The organism is Streptomyces sp. NPDC104831, from assembly GCF_055583025.1.
In genome coordinates this window covers 28,112-43,670 of the sequence record NZ_JBVJOT010000020.1, presented here as the reverse complement: position 1 = coordinate 43,670, position 15,559 = coordinate 28,112, and the positions used below count along the sequence as shown (strand labels likewise).

7 protein-coding genes are annotated in these 15,559 nt (G+C 76.4%); 3 read left to right on the top strand and 4 right to left on the bottom strand.

All coding sequences use genetic code 11. The annotated features are described in order from the left end of the window. Positions 1-67: 67 nt before the first annotated feature. From ACZ63H_RS16170 to ACZ63H_RS16160, 3 genes are all read right to left on the bottom strand, one after another. On the bottom strand, positions 68-4,819 hold the full coding sequence (locus ACZ63H_RS16170; RefSeq protein WP_469865393.1) for a type I polyketide synthase: 4,752 nt from the start codon (positions 4,817-4,819) through the stop codon (positions 68-70). Continuing rightward, complete coding sequence (locus ACZ63H_RS16165) at positions 4,816-10,269, bottom strand: type I polyketide synthase (RefSeq protein WP_469865391.1); 5,454 nt, start codon at positions 10,267-10,269, stop codon at positions 4,816-4,818. Before ACZ63H_RS16165 ends, ACZ63H_RS16170 begins: the two co-directional genes overlap by 4 nt. 201 nt (positions 10,270-10,470) lie before the next feature. Further along, entirely contained in the window at positions 10,471-10,839 is a 369-nt protein-coding gene (locus ACZ63H_RS16160) for a 5-carboxymethyl-2-hydroxymuconate Delta-isomerase (protein ID WP_469865390.1), read from the bottom strand. Between the two features lie 111 nt (positions 10,840-10,950). Between ACZ63H_RS16160 and murJ the strand changes: the two genes are divergently transcribed. Further along, a complete protein-coding gene (gene murJ / locus ACZ63H_RS16155; protein ID WP_469865388.1) occupies positions 10,951-12,672 on the top strand; it encodes a murein biosynthesis integral membrane protein MurJ in 1,722 nt (573 codons plus the stop codon). 61 nt (positions 12,673-12,733) lie between these two features. On the opposite strand, the gene ACZ63H_RS16150 is transcribed toward murJ, so the two are convergent. Next, entirely contained in the window at positions 12,734-13,669 is a 936-nt protein-coding gene (locus tag ACZ63H_RS16150) for a LysR family transcriptional regulator (RefSeq protein WP_469865386.1), read from the bottom strand. Between the two features lie 71 nt (positions 13,670-13,740). Here ACZ63H_RS16150 and ACZ63H_RS16145 point away from each other — a divergent pair, with 71 nt between their 5' ends. Further along, positions 13,741-14,697 (top strand): DMT family transporter, encoded by a 957-nt coding sequence (locus ACZ63H_RS16145; RefSeq protein WP_469865384.1) that lies wholly within the window; start codon positions 13,741-13,743, stop codon positions 14,695-14,697. A gap of 196 nt (positions 14,698-14,893) precedes the next feature. Then, positions 14,894-15,553: a maleylpyruvate isomerase N-terminal domain-containing protein gene (locus ACZ63H_RS16140; RefSeq protein WP_469865382.1), complete on the top strand. Its 660-nt coding sequence runs from the start codon at positions 14,894-14,896 to the stop codon at positions 15,551-15,553. The last annotated feature ends 6 nt before the right edge of the window (positions 15,554-15,559 follow it).

Genomic DNA, 15,559 nt, shown 5'->3' with positions numbered 1-15,559 from the left:
CGGGTGTCGCCACTCCTGTGCGAAGAGGTGGACCGCGGTGCGGCCGGGGTGTCGTGGGAGGGTCGCCTCAGGCCGAGCCGAGTTCGTTGTCGATGAAGGCGAAGACGTCGTCGGCGCTGGCGTCCTCCAGCCGTCCGGCGACGCCGGCCTCCTCCCGGCCGAGGGCCGTGTCCAGGTCGCCGAGCAGCGACCGCAGGCGGCCGGTGATCCCGCCCTCTTCGATGTCCTCGGCGCTCAGGCCGCCGAGCCGGGCGGCGATCCGGTCGAGGTCGGCGAGGACCGAGTCCAGGGAGGAGGTGGCGGAGCCCGCGAGTTCGGTGCCCAGGTGCTGGGCGAGGGCGGCGGGCGTGGCGTAGTCGAAGATGAGCGTGGCCGGCAGCGGCACCCCGGCGGCGGCGCTGATCCGGTTGCGCAGGTCGACGGAGGTGAGGGAGTCGAAGCCGAGGTCGCGGAAGGCGGTGGTCGGCTCGACCGCGTCGGCGCCGCCGTAGCCGAGGACGGCGGCGGCCTGGCCGCACACCAGCTCCCGCAGGGCGCGCTCGCGTTCGCCGCCGGTGAGGCCGGCGAGCCGCTCGGCGAAGCCGTCGGCGGCACCCGCCTGTTCGGGTCCGCCGGTGCCGGGGCGGGCCCCGGGCAGCGTGGACAGCAGGGGGCTGGGCCGGGTCGCGGTGAAGGCGGGCGCGAACACCGTCCAGTCGACGTCGGCGACGGTGACGGTGGTGTCCCCGCCGGCCAGCGCGCGGTGCAGTGCGGTGAGGGCGCGGCCCGGGTCGAGGAGGGACATGCCCATGGCGCGGGCGGCGGAGCGCACGGTGCCGTGGGCGGCCATGCCGTCGCCGCCCCAGGGTCCCCAGGCGACCGAGGTGGCGGGCAGCCCGAGCGAGCGGCGGTGTACGGCGAGGGCGTCGAGGTAGGCGTTGGCGGCGGCGTAGTTGGCCTGGCCGGCGCCGCCGACGGTGGCGGTCAGGGAGGAGAACAGCACGAATGCCGACAGGTCCCGGTCCGCGGTGAGTTCGTGCAGGTGGCGGGCGGCGTCGGCCTTGGCGGCGAGGACGCGGGCGAACCGTTCGGGGGTGAGGGCGTCCAGGACGCCGTCGTCGAGGACGCCGGCCAGGTGCAGCACGGCGGTGAGGGGGTGTTCGGCCGGTACGGAGTCCAGCAGGGCGGCCAGCGCCCGGCGGTCGGCTGCGTCGCAGGCGGTGAGGGTCACCCGGGTGCCGGCGTCGGTGAGTTCGCGCACCAGGTCGGCGGCGCCCGGCGCGTCGGGGCCCCGGCGGGAGGTCAGCAGCAGGTGGTCGGCGCCCTCGGCGGCGAGCCAGCGGGCGACGGCCCGGCCGACGGCACCGGTGGCGCCGGTGACCAGCACGGTGCCGGAGGGCTTGAAGGGCGCGCCGGCGCGGGCGGGGGCGGGCTCCAGGCGCCGGCCGTAGGCGCCGGTCTCGCGCAGGACGACCTGGTCCTCGTCGCCGCCGTCGCGGAGCAGGGCGGCCAGCCGGGCGAGGGTCTGCGGGCCGGGCTCGGCGGGCAGGTCGGCCAGTCCGCCCCAGCGCTCGGGGTGTTCCAGGGCGGCGACCCGGCCGAGGCCCCACACGGGGGCCTGGTCGAGGCCGGTGACGGCGTCGGCCGGGCCGTGGGCGACGGCGTCGCGGGTGACGCACCACAGCGGCGCGGTGACCCGCGCGTCGCCGAGGGCCTGGACGAGGGCGGCGGTGACGGCCGGCGCGGTGGCGGGTGCCAGCAGGGACAGCACCCCGTCGACGCCGTCCGCCCCGGCGAGCAGCGCGGCGAGTTCGGCGCGGCCGGCCGTCGCGGGCACGGTGCGGGTGTCGAGGGTGAGGCCCTGTCCGGCGAGCCCGGTCAGGACGGCGGTGGTCCAGGGGTCGCCGGCGGCGGGCACGACGGCGAGCCAGTGCCGGCCGCGCGCCGGGGTGGCGGCGGGGGCCAGCGGCTCCCAGGCGACGCGGTAGCGCCAGCCGTCGGCCGCCGCGTCGGCCTGCCGCCGCTCGTGCCAGGCGGCCAGGGCCGGTACGACGGCGGCGACGGAACTTCGGTCGGCGACGCCGAGGGTGGCGGCCACGGCGGTGACGTCCCGGTCGCGGACGAGGTCCCAGAGCGGGTCGGCGGCGTCGCCCGCGCGGGCCGTCGCCGACCGCTCGGCCTGGAGGATGGGGGCGTCCTCCCAGTGCCGGTCGCGGCGGAAGGGGTAGGTGGGCAGGGTGACCTTGCGGCCCCCGGCGAACACCGCCGTCCAGTCGGGGCCGGTGCCGGTCAGGTGCAGCCGGCAGACGGCGTCGAGGAGGGCGGCGTCCTCCTCGCGGTCGCGGCGCTGGGTGCCGATGACGACCGGCACCGCGTCCTGGGCCAGGTTGCTGAGCACCGCGTCGGGGCCGACCTCCAGGAAGCGGGTGGCGCCCTCGGCGGCCAGGGTGGTGACCCCGTCGTGGAAGCGGACGGCCTCCCGGACGTGCCGGACCCAGTACTCGGGCGAGGCGAGCCGGTCGGCCAGGCGGCCGGTGACGTTGGAGACGACCGGCACGGCGGGCTCGCGGAAGGTCAGTTGCGCCAGTACCTCGCCGAACGCCTCCAGCATGGGTTCCATGCGGTGGGAGTGGAAGGCGTGCGAGACCTTCAGCCGGGTGGACTTCTCCACCCGGGCGGCGACGGCGAGTACGGCGTCCTCGTCGCCGGAGACCACCACCGCGCGCGGGCCGTTGACGGCGGCGATGTCGACGCCGTCGGTGAGCAGCGCGGTGACCTCGGCCTCGGTGGCGAGCAGGGACACCATCGCGCCGCCGGCGGGCAGGTCCTGCATGAGCCGGCCGCGGGCGGCGACCAGGGCGACGGCGTCCTTCAGGTCCAGGACGCCGGCGACGTGCGCGGCGACGACCTCGCCGACGGAGTGCCCGGCGAGCAGGTCCGGGCGGATGCCCCAGTGTTCCAGCAGCCGGTACAGGGCGGTTTCGAAGGCGAACAGGGCCGCCTGGGTGTAGACCGTCCGGTGCAGGGGGGCGGGGTCGGTGTCCTCGTCCCACATCACCTCGCGCAGCGGCCGGTCCAGGTGGGTGTCGAACGCGGCGCAGAGCTCGTCGAGGGCGGCGGCGAACACCGGGAACGCGGCGTACAGGGCGCGGCCCATGCCGGGCCGCTGGGAGCCCTGTCCGGAGAACAGCACGGCGAGGCGGCCGGGCTCGGGGGCCGCCTCGGCGGGCCGGCCGCCGTCGGCGACGGCGCGCAGGCCGGCCAGCAGTTCGTCCCGGTCCCGGCCGGTCACGGCGGCCCGGTGGGGGAACACGGTCCGGGTGGTGGCCAGCGAGTACCCGACGTCGTAGGGGTCGAGGCCGCCGGCCGCGGCGAGCAGCCGCTCGGCCTGCCGGCGGACGGCGTCGGGGCCCTTGCCGGACAGCACCCAGGGGATGACGGGCAGCGCGGCGCGCTCGGGCGCGGCCTGGTCCGTCGCGGCGGGGGGCGCCTCCTCCAGGATGGTGTGGGCGTTGGTGCCGGAGATCCCGAAGGAGGACACGCCGGCGCGGCGCGGGCGGCCGTCGGGGGTGTCCCAGGGGCGTGCCTCGGTGAGCAGCCGGACGTCTCCGGCGCTCCAGTCGACGGCGGTGGAGGGCCGCTCGACGTGCAGGGTGCGGGGCAGGGTGCCGTGGCGCATCGCCATGACCATCTTGATGATGGCGCCGACCCCGGCCGCGGCCTGCGGATGGCCCATGTTGGACTTGAGGGAGCCGAGCCACACCGGCCGGTTCTCCGGCCGGTCCTGGCCGTAGGCGGCGATGACGGCCTGGGCCTCGATGGGGTCGCCGAGGGTGGTGCCGGTGCCGTGCGCCTCGACCGCGTCGACGTGGTGCGGGGCGAGCCGGGCGTCGGCGAGGGCCTGCCGGATGACGCGGATCTGGGCCGGGCCGCTGGGCGCGGTCAGGCCGTTGGACGCGCCGTCCTGGTTGACGGCCGAGCCGCGCACGACGGCCAGCACCTCGTGGCCGTTGCGCAGCGCGTCGGACAGCCGCTCCACCAGCAGCATGCCGGCGCCCTCGGCCCAGGCGGCGCCGGCGGCGTCGTCGGAGAAGGAGTGGCAGCGGCCGTCGGGGGACAGTGCGCGGCGCTCGCTGAACTCGATGAACATCTCGGGGCTGGCCATGACGGCGGCGCCGCCCGCCAGCGCCAGGGAGCACTCGCCCTTGCGCAGCGACTGGATCGCCTGGTGCAGGGCCACCAGGGAGGAGGAGCAGGCGGTGTCCATGGTGACCGCGGGACCCTCCAGGCCGAGGGTGTAGGCGATGCGGCCGGAGACGATGCTGCCGGAGATGGTGCCGCCGATGTAGTCGTGGTGCATCAGGCCGACGAAGACACCCGTCGGGGTGCCCTTGACGGTGGTGGGGTCGATGCCGGCCCGTTCGAAGGCCTCCCAGGTGACCTCCAGCAGCAGCCGCTGCTGCGGGTCGGTGCCGGGGGCGTCCTTGGGGCTGATGCCGAAGAAGGCGGGGTCGCACTCGGCGGCGTCGTGCAGGAAGCCGCCGTGGCGGACGTAGGTCTTGCCGGGGGCGCCGGGCTCGGGATCGTAGATCGCCTCGGTGTCCCAGCCGCGGTCGGCGGGGAACTCGGTGACGACGTCGATGCCCTCGTCGACGATCCGCCACAGGTCCTCGGGGGTGCGCACACCGCCCGGGTAGCGGCAGCCCATGCCGATGATGGCGACGGGCTCGCGCTCGCGGTCCTCCAGCTCCCGCACGCGGCGGCGGCTGCGCTCCAGCTCGGTCGTGGCCCGCTTGAGGTAGTCGCGGAGCTTGCCGGCCGTGGCCGAGTCTTCCATCACAGGGCTCCCAGTTCGTTGTCGATCCTGGCGAAGAGTTCGTCGTCGCTGGCGTCGCCGAAGTCCTCGGGCGCCGCGGGCGCGGGGTGCCGTCCGTGGGTGTCCTGCCAGTCGCGCAGCAGCGCTTCGAGGCGGGCGGTGACGCGGGCGTGGCTGCCGTCCTCGTCGGGCAGGGCGTGCAGCGCGGCCTCGAGGCGGTCCAGCTCGGCCAGCGCGGACCGGGCCCGGTCGGCGGGTCCGGGCACCAGCGCGGTCTTGAGGTGGGCGGCGAGGGTGGTCGGGGTGGGCTGGTCGAAGACGAGGGTGGCGGGCAGGGTCAGGCCGGTGGCGCCCGCGAGGAGGTTGCGCAGTTCCACGGCGGCGAGCGAGTCGAAGCCCATCTCCTGGAAGGCGCGCTCCGCCTCCACCGCCTCGGGCGAGGGGTGTCCGAGCACGGCGGCGACGTGGGTGCGGACCAGCTCCAGCAGGGCGCGGTCGCGGTCGGCGTCGGCCAGCGGTGCCAGCCGCTCGCGCCAGCCGCCGGCCGGGGTGCCGGCTTCGGCGCCGGACCGCCGGGCGGGCCGGACCAGGCCGCGCAGCAGCGCGGGTACGCCGTCGGTCCGGGCCCGCACCGCGGCGCTGTCCAGGCGTACGGGCACCAGGACGGCGTCCTCGCCGCCGGGGCCCGCGTCCAGGGCGCGCAGCCCCTGTGCCGGGGTCAGCGGCGGCAGGCCGAGCCGGCGCAGCCGTTCCAGGTCGGCGGCGTCGATGCCGGAGCCCATGCCGTCGGTGCCGGACCACAGGCCGTAGGCGAGGGAGACGGCGGGCAGGCCGAGCGAGCGGCGGTGGGCGGCGAGGCCGTCGAGGAAGGTGTTGGCGGCGGCGTAGTTGGCCTGGCCGCCGCCGACGAGCAGACCGGCGGTGGAGGACAGCAGCACGAACGCCGACAGGTCCTTGTCGCGGGTCAGTTCGTGCAGGTTCCAGGCGGCGTCCACCTTGGGCCGCAGCACCCGGTCCACCCGGTCCGCGTCCAGGCCGGCCAGCACGCCGTTGTCGACGACGCCGGCGGCGTGCACCACGGCCCGTACGTCGTGTGCGGCCAGCAGCGCGGCGAGCCGGTCCCGGTCGGCGGCGTCGCACCGGGCGACGGTCACCTCGGCGCCCGACTCGCGCAGGGCGTCGGCGAGTGCGCCGGCGCCGGGGGCGTCCGGGCCGCGCCGGCCGGCCAGCAGCAGGTGCCGTACGCCGTGCGCGGTGACCAGGTGGCGGGCGATCAGGGCGCCGAGGCCGCCGGTGCCGCCGGTGATCAGGACGGTGCCGTCCGGGTCCCAGGCGGGCGGGCCGCCGGGCTTGGCGCGGGCCAGCCGGGGCAGCCGTACCTCGCCGTCCCGCACCGCGACCTCCGGTTCCCCGGCGGCGAGCGCGGTGGCGAGGGCCGCCTGGGGGCCGGCGCTGCCGTCGCTGTCGACCAGCAGGAACCGCCCGGGGTGCTCGGCCTGGGCCGCGCGGACCAGTCCGGACAGGGCCGCGTGGGCGAGGTCGCCGGCGCGCAGCAGCACGGCGAGCCGCCGCCCGTCGTACCGCTCGTCGGCGGGCCAGGCGCGCAGCACGTCCAGGACCGCGTGCACCCGTGCGCGCACCAGGGCGGGCAGGTCGGGTACGGCGTCGGGGGCGGGCGGTACGGCCAGCAGGACCAGGCCGGGGACGGGACCGGCGGCGGTGAGGGCGGCGAGCCCGGGGTGGTGGGGGACGTCGGCGCCGGTGGGGCCGGCGGCCAGGGCGTCGGACACGGGGTCCGAACCGGTGCCGCCCGGGCCGGTGCCGTCGTTTCCGAGGCCGCACACGGCCATCGCGGGCAGGGCCGGGGCCGTCCGGGCGGGCGCCGGGACGAGGTCCACCCGGTACAGCGGGTCGTCGCCGTCCGCGGCGAGCTGCTCGGCCGAGACGGGGCGGGCCACCAGGCCGCGGACGGTGGCGACGGGCGCGCCGGCGGCGTCGGCCAGGGTGAGGGCGACGGTGTCGGGACCGGACGGCGCGAGGCGCAGGCGCAGGGTGTCGGTGCCCGCCGCGTGCAGGGTGACGCCGTCCCAGGCGAACGGCAGGACCGCCTGGCCGCCGGGCAGGTCCAGCAGGTTGACGTGCAGGGCGGCGTCCAGCAGCGCCGGGTGCACCCCGTAGGCGGCGGCGGTGGCGCGGGCGCCGTCGGGCAGGGCCGCCTCGGCGAACAGCTCGTCGCCGCGCCGCCACATGGCGCGCAGGCCCTGGAAGACCTCGCCGTAGCCGTAGCCGGTGCGGGCGAGGGCGGGGTAGAGGCCGTCCAGGCCGACCGGTTCGGCGTCCTGCGGCGGCCAGTCGGTCAGCCCCGCCGGGTCCGTGTCCTGGGCGGCCGGCCGGGTGAGGACGCCCGCGGCGTGCCGGGTCCAGGGCGCGTCGGGGCTGTCGGCGCGGCGCGACCAGATGGTCAGCTCGCGCTGTCCGTCCCGGTCGGTGCCGACGGCGGCCTGGACGGCGAGGGCGCCGTGCTCGGGCAGGATCAGCGGGGCGTGCAGGGTGAGTTCGCCGACGCTGTCGCAGCCGGTGTGCCGCGCGGCCTGGAGGGCCATCTCCACGAAGGCGGTGCCGGGCAGCAGTACGGTGCCGTGCACGGCGTGGTCGGCGAGCCAGGGGTGGGTGGCGCGGGAGAGCCGGCCGGTGAGGACCGCTCCCTGGGTGTCGGGCAGGTCGGCCGCGGCGCTGAGCAGGGGATGGCCGGTGGCGTGCTGGCCCAGGCCGCCGGCGTCGCCGCTGCCGCCGGTGCCGGCGTCCAGCCAGAGGCGTTCGCGCTGGAAGGCGTAGGTGGGCAGGGCGGTGGGCCGGGCGTGGTGCGGGGCGAAGAAGGCCGCCCACTCGACGTCGGTGCCGGCCGCGTGCAGCCGGGCCACGGCCGCGACCAGGTCGCGTTCCTCGTCGCCGGCCCGGCGCAGTGCGGCGACGGTCACGCTGTCCGCGGGCACGCAGTCGGCGGCGAGCGCGGTCAGGGCGGCGTCCGGGCCGACTTCGAGGAACGTCCGGACACCCAGTTCGCGCAGGGTGGCCATGGCGGGGGCGAAGCGGACGGTGCGCCGGACGTGGTCCACCCAGTAGCCGGGGGTGGTCAGGTGCGCGGGGTCGGCGAGGGCGCCGGTGAGCGTGGACACGAGGGGGATGCGGGGGGCGGCGTAGGAGCACGCGGCGGCGGCCTCGGCGAAGCCGGCGAGCATCGGCTCCATCAGCGGCGAGTGGAAGGCGTGCGAGACGGCGAGCCGCTTTCCGGTGCCGAAGCGGGCGGCGAGGGCGTCGACGGCGTCCTCGGCGCCGGAGATCACCACCGAGCGCGGGCCGTTGACGGCGGCGAGGCCGACCCGTGCGTCCAGGTGGGGGATGATCTCCTCCTCGGTGGCGCGCAGCGCGGCCATGGCGCCGCCCCCGGGCAGGGCCGCCATCAGGGTGCCGCGGGCGAGGACGAGCTTCACGGCGTCGGGCAGGGACAGCACCCCGGCGGCGTGGGCGGCGGCGATCTCGCCGACGGAGTGGCCGGCCACGTAGTCGGGGGTCATGCCCCAGGACTCCAGGAGCCGGTAGAGGGCCACCTCGGTGGCGAAGAGGGCGAGCTGCGCGTAGTCGGTGCGGGTGAGCAGGGCGGCGTCGCCGTCGATCACCTCGGCGAGCGGCCGTTCCAGGCCCGGGTCGGCGAGGGCGCACACCGCGTCGAAGGCTTCGGCGTACGCCGGGAAGGCCCGGTGCAGGGCGCGGCCCATGCCGGTGCGCTGAGCCCCCTGCCCGGTGAACAGGAACGCGGTCCTGCCGCCGGTCCGGGTGAGCGGGGTGGCGGTGGCGAGGGCGGCGAGCAGTTCCGCGGTGTCCCGGCCGACGGCGACGGCCAGGTGCTCGTGGCGGGCGCGGGTGGTGGCCAGCGACAGCGCGAGGTCGGCCGGGCGGGCACCGGGGTGGGTGTCGAGGTGCTCGCGCAGCCGGGCGATCTGCGCGGTGAGGGCCCCGGGGGTGCGGCCGGAGACGATCCAGGGGACGCAGCCGTCCTCCCGGGCGGGCGGGCCGGGTGCGTCCTCGGCCGGGTCGGCGGGTGCCTGTTCCAGGACGACGTGGGCGTTGGTGCCGCTGATGCCGAAGGAGGAGACGGCGGCGCGGCGGGGCCGCCCGGTGTCGGGCCACGGGCGCCGTTCCAGGGCCAGTTCGACGGCTCCCGCGCTCCAGTCGACCTGGTCGGTGGGCGCGTCGACGTGGAGGGTGGGCGGGACCTCGCCGTGCCGCATGGCCAGCACCATCTTGATGACGCCCGCGACGCCGGCGGCGGCCTGGGTGTGCCCGAGGTTGGACTTCACCGAGCCCAGCAGCAGCGGCTCGGTCCGGTCCCGGCCGTAGGCGGCGAGCAGCGCCTGCGCCTCGATGGGGTCGCCGAGGGAGGTGCCGGTGCCGTGCGCCTCGACCACGTCGACGTCGGCGGGGGTGAGCCCGGCGCCGGCCAGGGCCTGCCGGATGACCCGCTGCTGGGAGGGGCCGTTGGGCGCGGTCAGCCGGCTGCTGGCGCCGTCGGAGTTGACCGCGCTGCCCCGGATCACGGCGAGCACCGGGTGGCCGTTGCGGCGGGCGTCGGCGAGCCTCTCCAGCAGCAGCATGCCCGTGCCCTCGCCCCAGCCGGTGCCGTCGGCCGCGGCGGCGAACGCCTTGCAGCGGCCGTCCGGGGCGAGCCCGCGCTGCCGGCTGAAGTCGACGAAGGTCTCCGGGGTGGACATCACGGTGACCCCGCCGGCCAGTGCGAGCGAGCACTCGTCGGACTGCAGCGCCCGTACCGCCCAGTGCAGGGCGACCAGGGACGACGAGCAGGCGGTGTCGACGGTGACGACGGGCCCTTCGAGCCCGAAGGTGTAGGCGACGCGGCCGGAGGCGATGCTGGCGGCGCTGCCGTTGGCCAGGTAGCCGCCGAGGTCGTCGGGCACGGAGCCGAGGCGGGTGGCGTAGTCGTTGTACATGACGCCGGCGAACACGCCGGTGCGGCTGCCGCGCAGGGCGGCGGGGACGATGCCGGCCCGCTCGAAGGCCTCGTGGGAGGTCTCCAGCAGCAGCCGCTGCTGGGGGTCCATGGCGAGGGCCTCGCGGGGGCTGATGCCGAAGAAGCCGGGGTCGAAGTCGGCGGCGTCGTGCAGGAACCCGCCGGTGCGGGCGTAGGTCTTGCCGGGCCGTGCCGGGTCGGGGTCGTACAGGGCGTCCACGTCCCAGCCGCGGTCGGCGGGGAAGTCCGTCACCGCGTCCGTGCCGGTCGCGACGAGGTCCCACAGATCCTCGGGGGTGGTGACGCCGCCCGGGTAGCGGCAGCCGATGCCGATGACGGCGACCGGGCCGTGGGCGCGTAGCTCGTTCTCGCGCAGCCGCCGCCGCGCCTCCCGCAGGTCCGCCGTCGTCCGCCTGAGATAGTCGAGCAGTTGCTCTTCGTTGTTCACCAGCGCGCCATCCGATCGGGATCGAAGTGAGGGCCTGGGCCGTGCGGATCGCCTCCGGACGGTCGCCGGTCCGCTTCCCCTCCGCTGGTGGGAGGCTAGGCAGGGGGCGGTGACGCAAGACACCCCTACGGCCCCCAGGGGCCCCCTCGGCGGCTAAGGGGTCCCCCCTCGCGGCGACGGCACCGCGGGGCCGGGGCCGGGTCACCCGCCGGCCGGGTCGACGGACGCGAGCCGGTAGCTGCCGGCCAGTTCCCTGACCTCCACGGAGACCACCGCCGCGCGCACGCCGGCCGTCCGCAGGTGTCCGTCGAGCAGGGCGAGCACGCTCTCGGACAGGCGGGCCCGCTGGTGCTCGGGGCGGCCGGCGAGGAGACCCACCTCGACGTGCACGAAGCCGCTCTCCCCGCTCGACAGGTCCCCGACGTACGTCTCCACGGGCCGGACCAGCGTCTTGCACACGCCCGCCGAGCCGGATTCCTCCAGGACCAGCGGATGCAGCTCCTTCACGAGGACGCTCGCGTCGAGGACTCCGGCCAGGTGGGAGGAGTAGTCGATGGTGAGGTGCGGCATGCGGGACCTTTCATCACACTTCCTAGTTTCTCAAGGCAACTATTTTCCCCCACGGCGGCCGGCCCCCGACGCCCGCCCCGGCCCCGACACCCGCTCACATAGGTTGTGCGCATGATCGAGGACGCGAAGACGAGGCCACGGGCGGTGCCGGCGCAGCACCGGGCCCGGGGCCGGCACGCCGCCCCCGGAGGCCGGGCGGACCGCCGCAGGGGCCGGCGCAGGAAGAGACCGGCACAGGGCGGGCCGGCCCGCGCCTCGCTGCTGATGGCGGCGGGCACCGTGGTGTCCCGGGCCACGGGGCTCATACGCACGGTGCTCCAGGCGGCCGCGCTCGGCACGAGCCTGCTGGCGAGCACCTACAACACGGCCAACACGGTGCCGACCAGTCTGTACACGCTCCTGATCGGCGGTGCCCTCAACGCCGTCCTCGTCCCGCAGCTGGTGCGCGCCCGCGCCACCCACCCCGACCAGGGCCGCGCCTACGAGCAGCGGCTGGTGACCCTCGTGGTGTGCGTCCTCGGCGCCGGGACGGCGCTGGCGGTGTGGGCGGCGCCGCAGATCGTCGGCGTCTACATGCGCGACACCCCCGGCAACCACGAGGCCTACCGGCTGACGGTGACCTTCGCCCGCTATCTGCTGCCGCAGATCTTCTTCTACGGCCTGACCGGCATCTACGGCCAAGTCCTCAACGCCCGCGAGAAGTTCGGTGCGGCGATGTGGACGCCGGTGCTGAACAACGTCGTCCTGGTCGCCATGTTCGGCGCCTACCTGGGCCTGATGGCGGCCCCCGACCGGGTCGAGGACATCACGGCCGGCCAGGTCCGGCTGCTGGGCATCGGCACCACCGCGGGCATCGCCGTGCAGGCCCTCGCCCTGATCCCGTTCGCCCGGGCGGCGGGATTCCGTTTCCGGCCACGCTTCGACTGGCGGGGCACGGGCCTGGGCTCCAGCGTCCACGCGGCCAAGTGGACCCTGCTGTACGTCCTGGCGAACCAGGTGGCCCTGGCCGTGGTCACCAACTACGCCAACGCCGCCGACCAGGAGCTGCCGGACGCGGGCGCGGGCTACTCGGCGTACACCTACGCGCAGACGATCTGGATGCTGCCGCAGTCCATCGTCACCGTGTCGCTGGTGACCGCGCTGCTGCCGCGCATGAGCCGGGCCGCCGCCGAAGGGCGGGTCGCCGACCTGCGGGCGGACCTGTCGCGCTCCCTGCGGGTCAGCGGCGCCGTCATCGTGCCCGCCGCCCTCTTCTTCGTCGCCCTCGGCCCGCTGCTGGCGGTGCTGCTGTTCGCCCACGGCGCCGCCGACGCGGACTCGGCCCGGCCGCTCGGGCACATGCTCCAGGCGTTCGGCCCCGGGCTGATCCCGTTCTCCGCCCAGTACCTGCTGCTGCGCGGCTTCTACGCCTTCGAGGACACCCGCACGCCGTTCTTCATGGCCGCGTGGGTCGCCGTGGTCAACATCGCCCTCGCCACCGCGTGCCATGTGCTGCTGCCCGCGCGCTGGGCGGTGACGGCGATGGCCGGGGCGTACACGCTGTCGTACGCGGTGGGGCTCCTGGTGACCGCGCGGCTGCTGCGCCGGCGGGTCGGCGGCCGCCTCGACGACGGGACCCTGCGCCGCACCTACGCCAAGCTGCTGGTCGCCGCGGGGCTCGCCGCGGCCCTCGGCCGGACGGTCGCGCACGTCTGCGCCGGCCTCCTCGGCAGCGGCACCTGGCCCGCGGTGCTCACCCTGGCCGCGGGCACGGTGACGCTGGCCGTGGTCTATCTCGCGGCGGCCCGCCTGATGCGGGTCGCGGAGCTGCGGCGCCTGCCCGGCCTGCGCTGACGCGGCCGGCGGGGCGGGCCGTCGGGGACGGGGCCGCCCGACCGTGCCGGCGGCGCATCGCTCAGGAGCCGCCGGTGTGGCCGGCCGCCGCCCGCTTCAGCAGGGAGTTCAGCAGGTGTATGTCGGGCCGGCGGGTGGTGCCCGAGCGGCTCACGGTGAAGACGGTCCGGCTGACCGGCCTGGTCAGCGGGTGCAGGCTGACGCCGGCGACGTCGTCCGGGACGGCGAGCCGGGGGGCCAGCGCGACGCCCGCGCCGGCCGCGACCAGCTCGGTCAGGACCGCGAAGTCGCTGCTGCGCACCCGGATGTCGGGCACGAACCCGGCGGCGCCGCAGGTGCGCTGGATCATCTCGTAGCAGGAGGTGTCCGGCGCGGGCGTCAGCCAGGGCGCCCGGGCGAGGGCGGCGAGGTCCACCGGCTCACCGGGAGCCAGCCCCAGCCGGTCCGCGTGGCCGGAGCCCAGCACGGCCACCACCGGGTCCTCCATCAGGGCCTCCTGCTCGCTGCCCGGGGGGAAGTCGCGCGGCAGCACGGTGTAGCCGTGGACGACGGCCACGTCGGTCTCCCGCTTGTGCAGGGCCGTGAGCGCGTCCCCGGGCTCCAGGACGGTGAGCTGGAGGACGAGCCGGCGCGCCCACTCCTCGTCCTCCTCGGCGAGCGCCCGGTACACGGCCGGGAACAGGGTGCGGGCGGCCGAGGAGAACGCGGCCACCCGGACCTGTCCGCGCCGGCCCCCGCGCAGCGCCACGAGGTCGGACTCGGCGGCGGCGAGGTCCCCGAGGACCACCTCCGCGTGCGCGACCAGCAGTTCCCCGGCGCTGGTCAGCCTGAGGGTGCGGCCGTGCTTCTCCACGACGGGCAGACCGGCCTCGCGTTCGAGGACGGCCAGTTGCTGGGAGACGGCCGGCGCGGTCAGGTGCAGGGCCTCGGCCGCCGCCGCGACAGTGCCGTGGATGGCCAAATGGTGCAGGATCCTGAGCCGGCGAACATCGAGCATCATCACAGCTTACGCTTCACATAACGAAAGCTAACTGGACCTTCTTGTTTCGCTCTCGGCATCGTAGAGGAATGCGCACACGCTTCGCCTCCTCCAGCTTTCTCGCCCTGGCCGGCACGGTCGTGCTCTGGGCGTCCGCGTTCCCGGCGATCCGGGTGGGGGTCGCGGGGCTGGGCCTGGCGGCGCTGTCGCTGCTGCGGCTGGCCATCGCCGCCGTCGTGCTGGCCGCCCTGGCGCCGTTCGCCGGGGTCCGGGTGCCCAGGCGGAGGGACCTGCCGCAGATCGCCCTGTGCGGGCTCACCGGCATGACCGCGTACCAGGTCCTGCTGAACTGGGGCGAGATCCACGTCGAGGCGGGCACCGCGAGCCTGCTGATCGCCGTCGCCCCCGTCTTCAGCGTCCTGCTCGGCAGCGCCTTCCTGGCCGAACACATCAGCCGCAACGTCGCCGTCGGCAGCGTCATCGCCCTCGCGGGCACCGCCGTCGTCACCCTGAGCGGGGGGGTGTCGGGGTTCACCGCCGCCTCCCTGGTGGTACTGGCCGCGGCCGTCGTCCAGGGCGTCTACCACTTCGCCACCAAACCGCTGCTGGCCCGCTACACCGGCCTCGAGGTGGCCACGTACGCCATGATCGCCGGCACGGTGTTCGCGCTTCCGCTGGTGCCCGCGACGGTCCGGTCCGTGTCCCACGCCCCCATGGACGCGCTGCTGGCGGTCCTCTTCCTCGGACTGCTGCCGTCCGCCCTGGGCTTCGTCATCTGGGGCTACGCCGTCGCCCGCCTCCCGCTCTCCGCGTCCACCGCCGCGCTGTACCTGGTGCCGCCCGTCGCCCTGCTGGTGTCCTTCGTCTGGCTCGGGGAGGTCCCGCACCCGATCGAACTGCTCGGGGGCGCCGTCGTCGTGGCCGGTGTCGTCCTGATCAACCGCCGCCGCCCCGCCGCGACGGCGCGGCCCCGGACCGTCGCCGGGCGCGCCGGCCGCGAGCGGAGCACGGGCGAGCGCACCGACGAGGCGCCCATACGCCGCTGAGCCGCCCCGGACCCGTACGGTCGGGAAGGCGGCGACGGATCGAGCGGCCGGCCGGCGTCCGCGGGGCGGGGCACGCGCGGGAGGCCCTCTTGCCGCGCGCGGTGACCCGGGGGCCGCCCTGCCGCGCGACGCCGGCACCGCGGCCCCCGCGCACATCGGTCGAAGCGCTCCGCGGCGCGGTGCTAGGTTGCCGGACGTGGAACTCTTCCAGCGCTCATGGGCCGCCTTGCGCGCGGCGGTCGCCGGGCTCGCCGACGAGGACTTCGCACGGCCGTCCGGCTGTGCCGGCTGGCTCGTCCGGGACCTGGTGTGCCATCTGGTGATCGACGCCCAGGACGTGCTGATCACCCTGGTGACGCCCGACCCGGGAGAACCGACGCACGACGCGGTGAGCTACTGGCACGTCTCGGACACCCCGCCGGCCGGCGACGACCCTCTGGCGGCGCTGACGGTCCGGCTGGCCGCCGCGTACGAGGAGCCGGGGCTGCTGAAGTTCCATCTGGACGACGTCGGCTCGGCCGCCGGACGCGCGGCGGGGCTGGTCGATGCCGGGCTGCGGGTGCGCACGCAGGACATGGTCCTCACCGCCGGCGACTACCTCTCGGCGTACGTCCTGGAGTGGACCCTGCACCACCTGGACCTGATCGCGCACCTGCCCGGCGCGGCCCGGCCGCCCGCCGAGGGCCTCGCCCGGACCCGCGCGATGCTGGAGGAGATCGCCGGGGCGCCCTTCCCCGCGTCCTGGACCGACGAGGACGCGCTGCTGATCGGCACCGGCCGCCGGGCCCCGACCGGCGGCCGGCGCGCCCAGCTGGGCGGCCCGCTGGCCGGGAGGCTCCCGCTGGTGCTCGGCTGAACCCCC

Excerpts from the sequence above, each read along its gene's own strand:
- ACZ63H_RS16160 (WP_469865390.1), bottom strand. The coding sequence starts at position 10,839 with ATGCCGCACCTCACCATCGACTACTCCTCCCACCTGGCCGGAGTCCTC.
- murJ (WP_469865388.1), top strand. The coding sequence starts at position 10,951 with ATGATCGAGGACGCGAAGACGAGGCCACGGGCGGTGCCGGCGCAGCAC.
- ACZ63H_RS16150 (WP_469865386.1), bottom strand. The coding sequence starts at position 13,669 with ATGCTCGATGTTCGCCGGCTCAGGATCCTGCACCATTTGGCCATCCAC.
- ACZ63H_RS16145 (WP_469865384.1), top strand. The coding sequence starts at position 13,741 with ATGCGCACACGCTTCGCCTCCTCCAGCTTTCTCGCCCTGGCCGGCACG.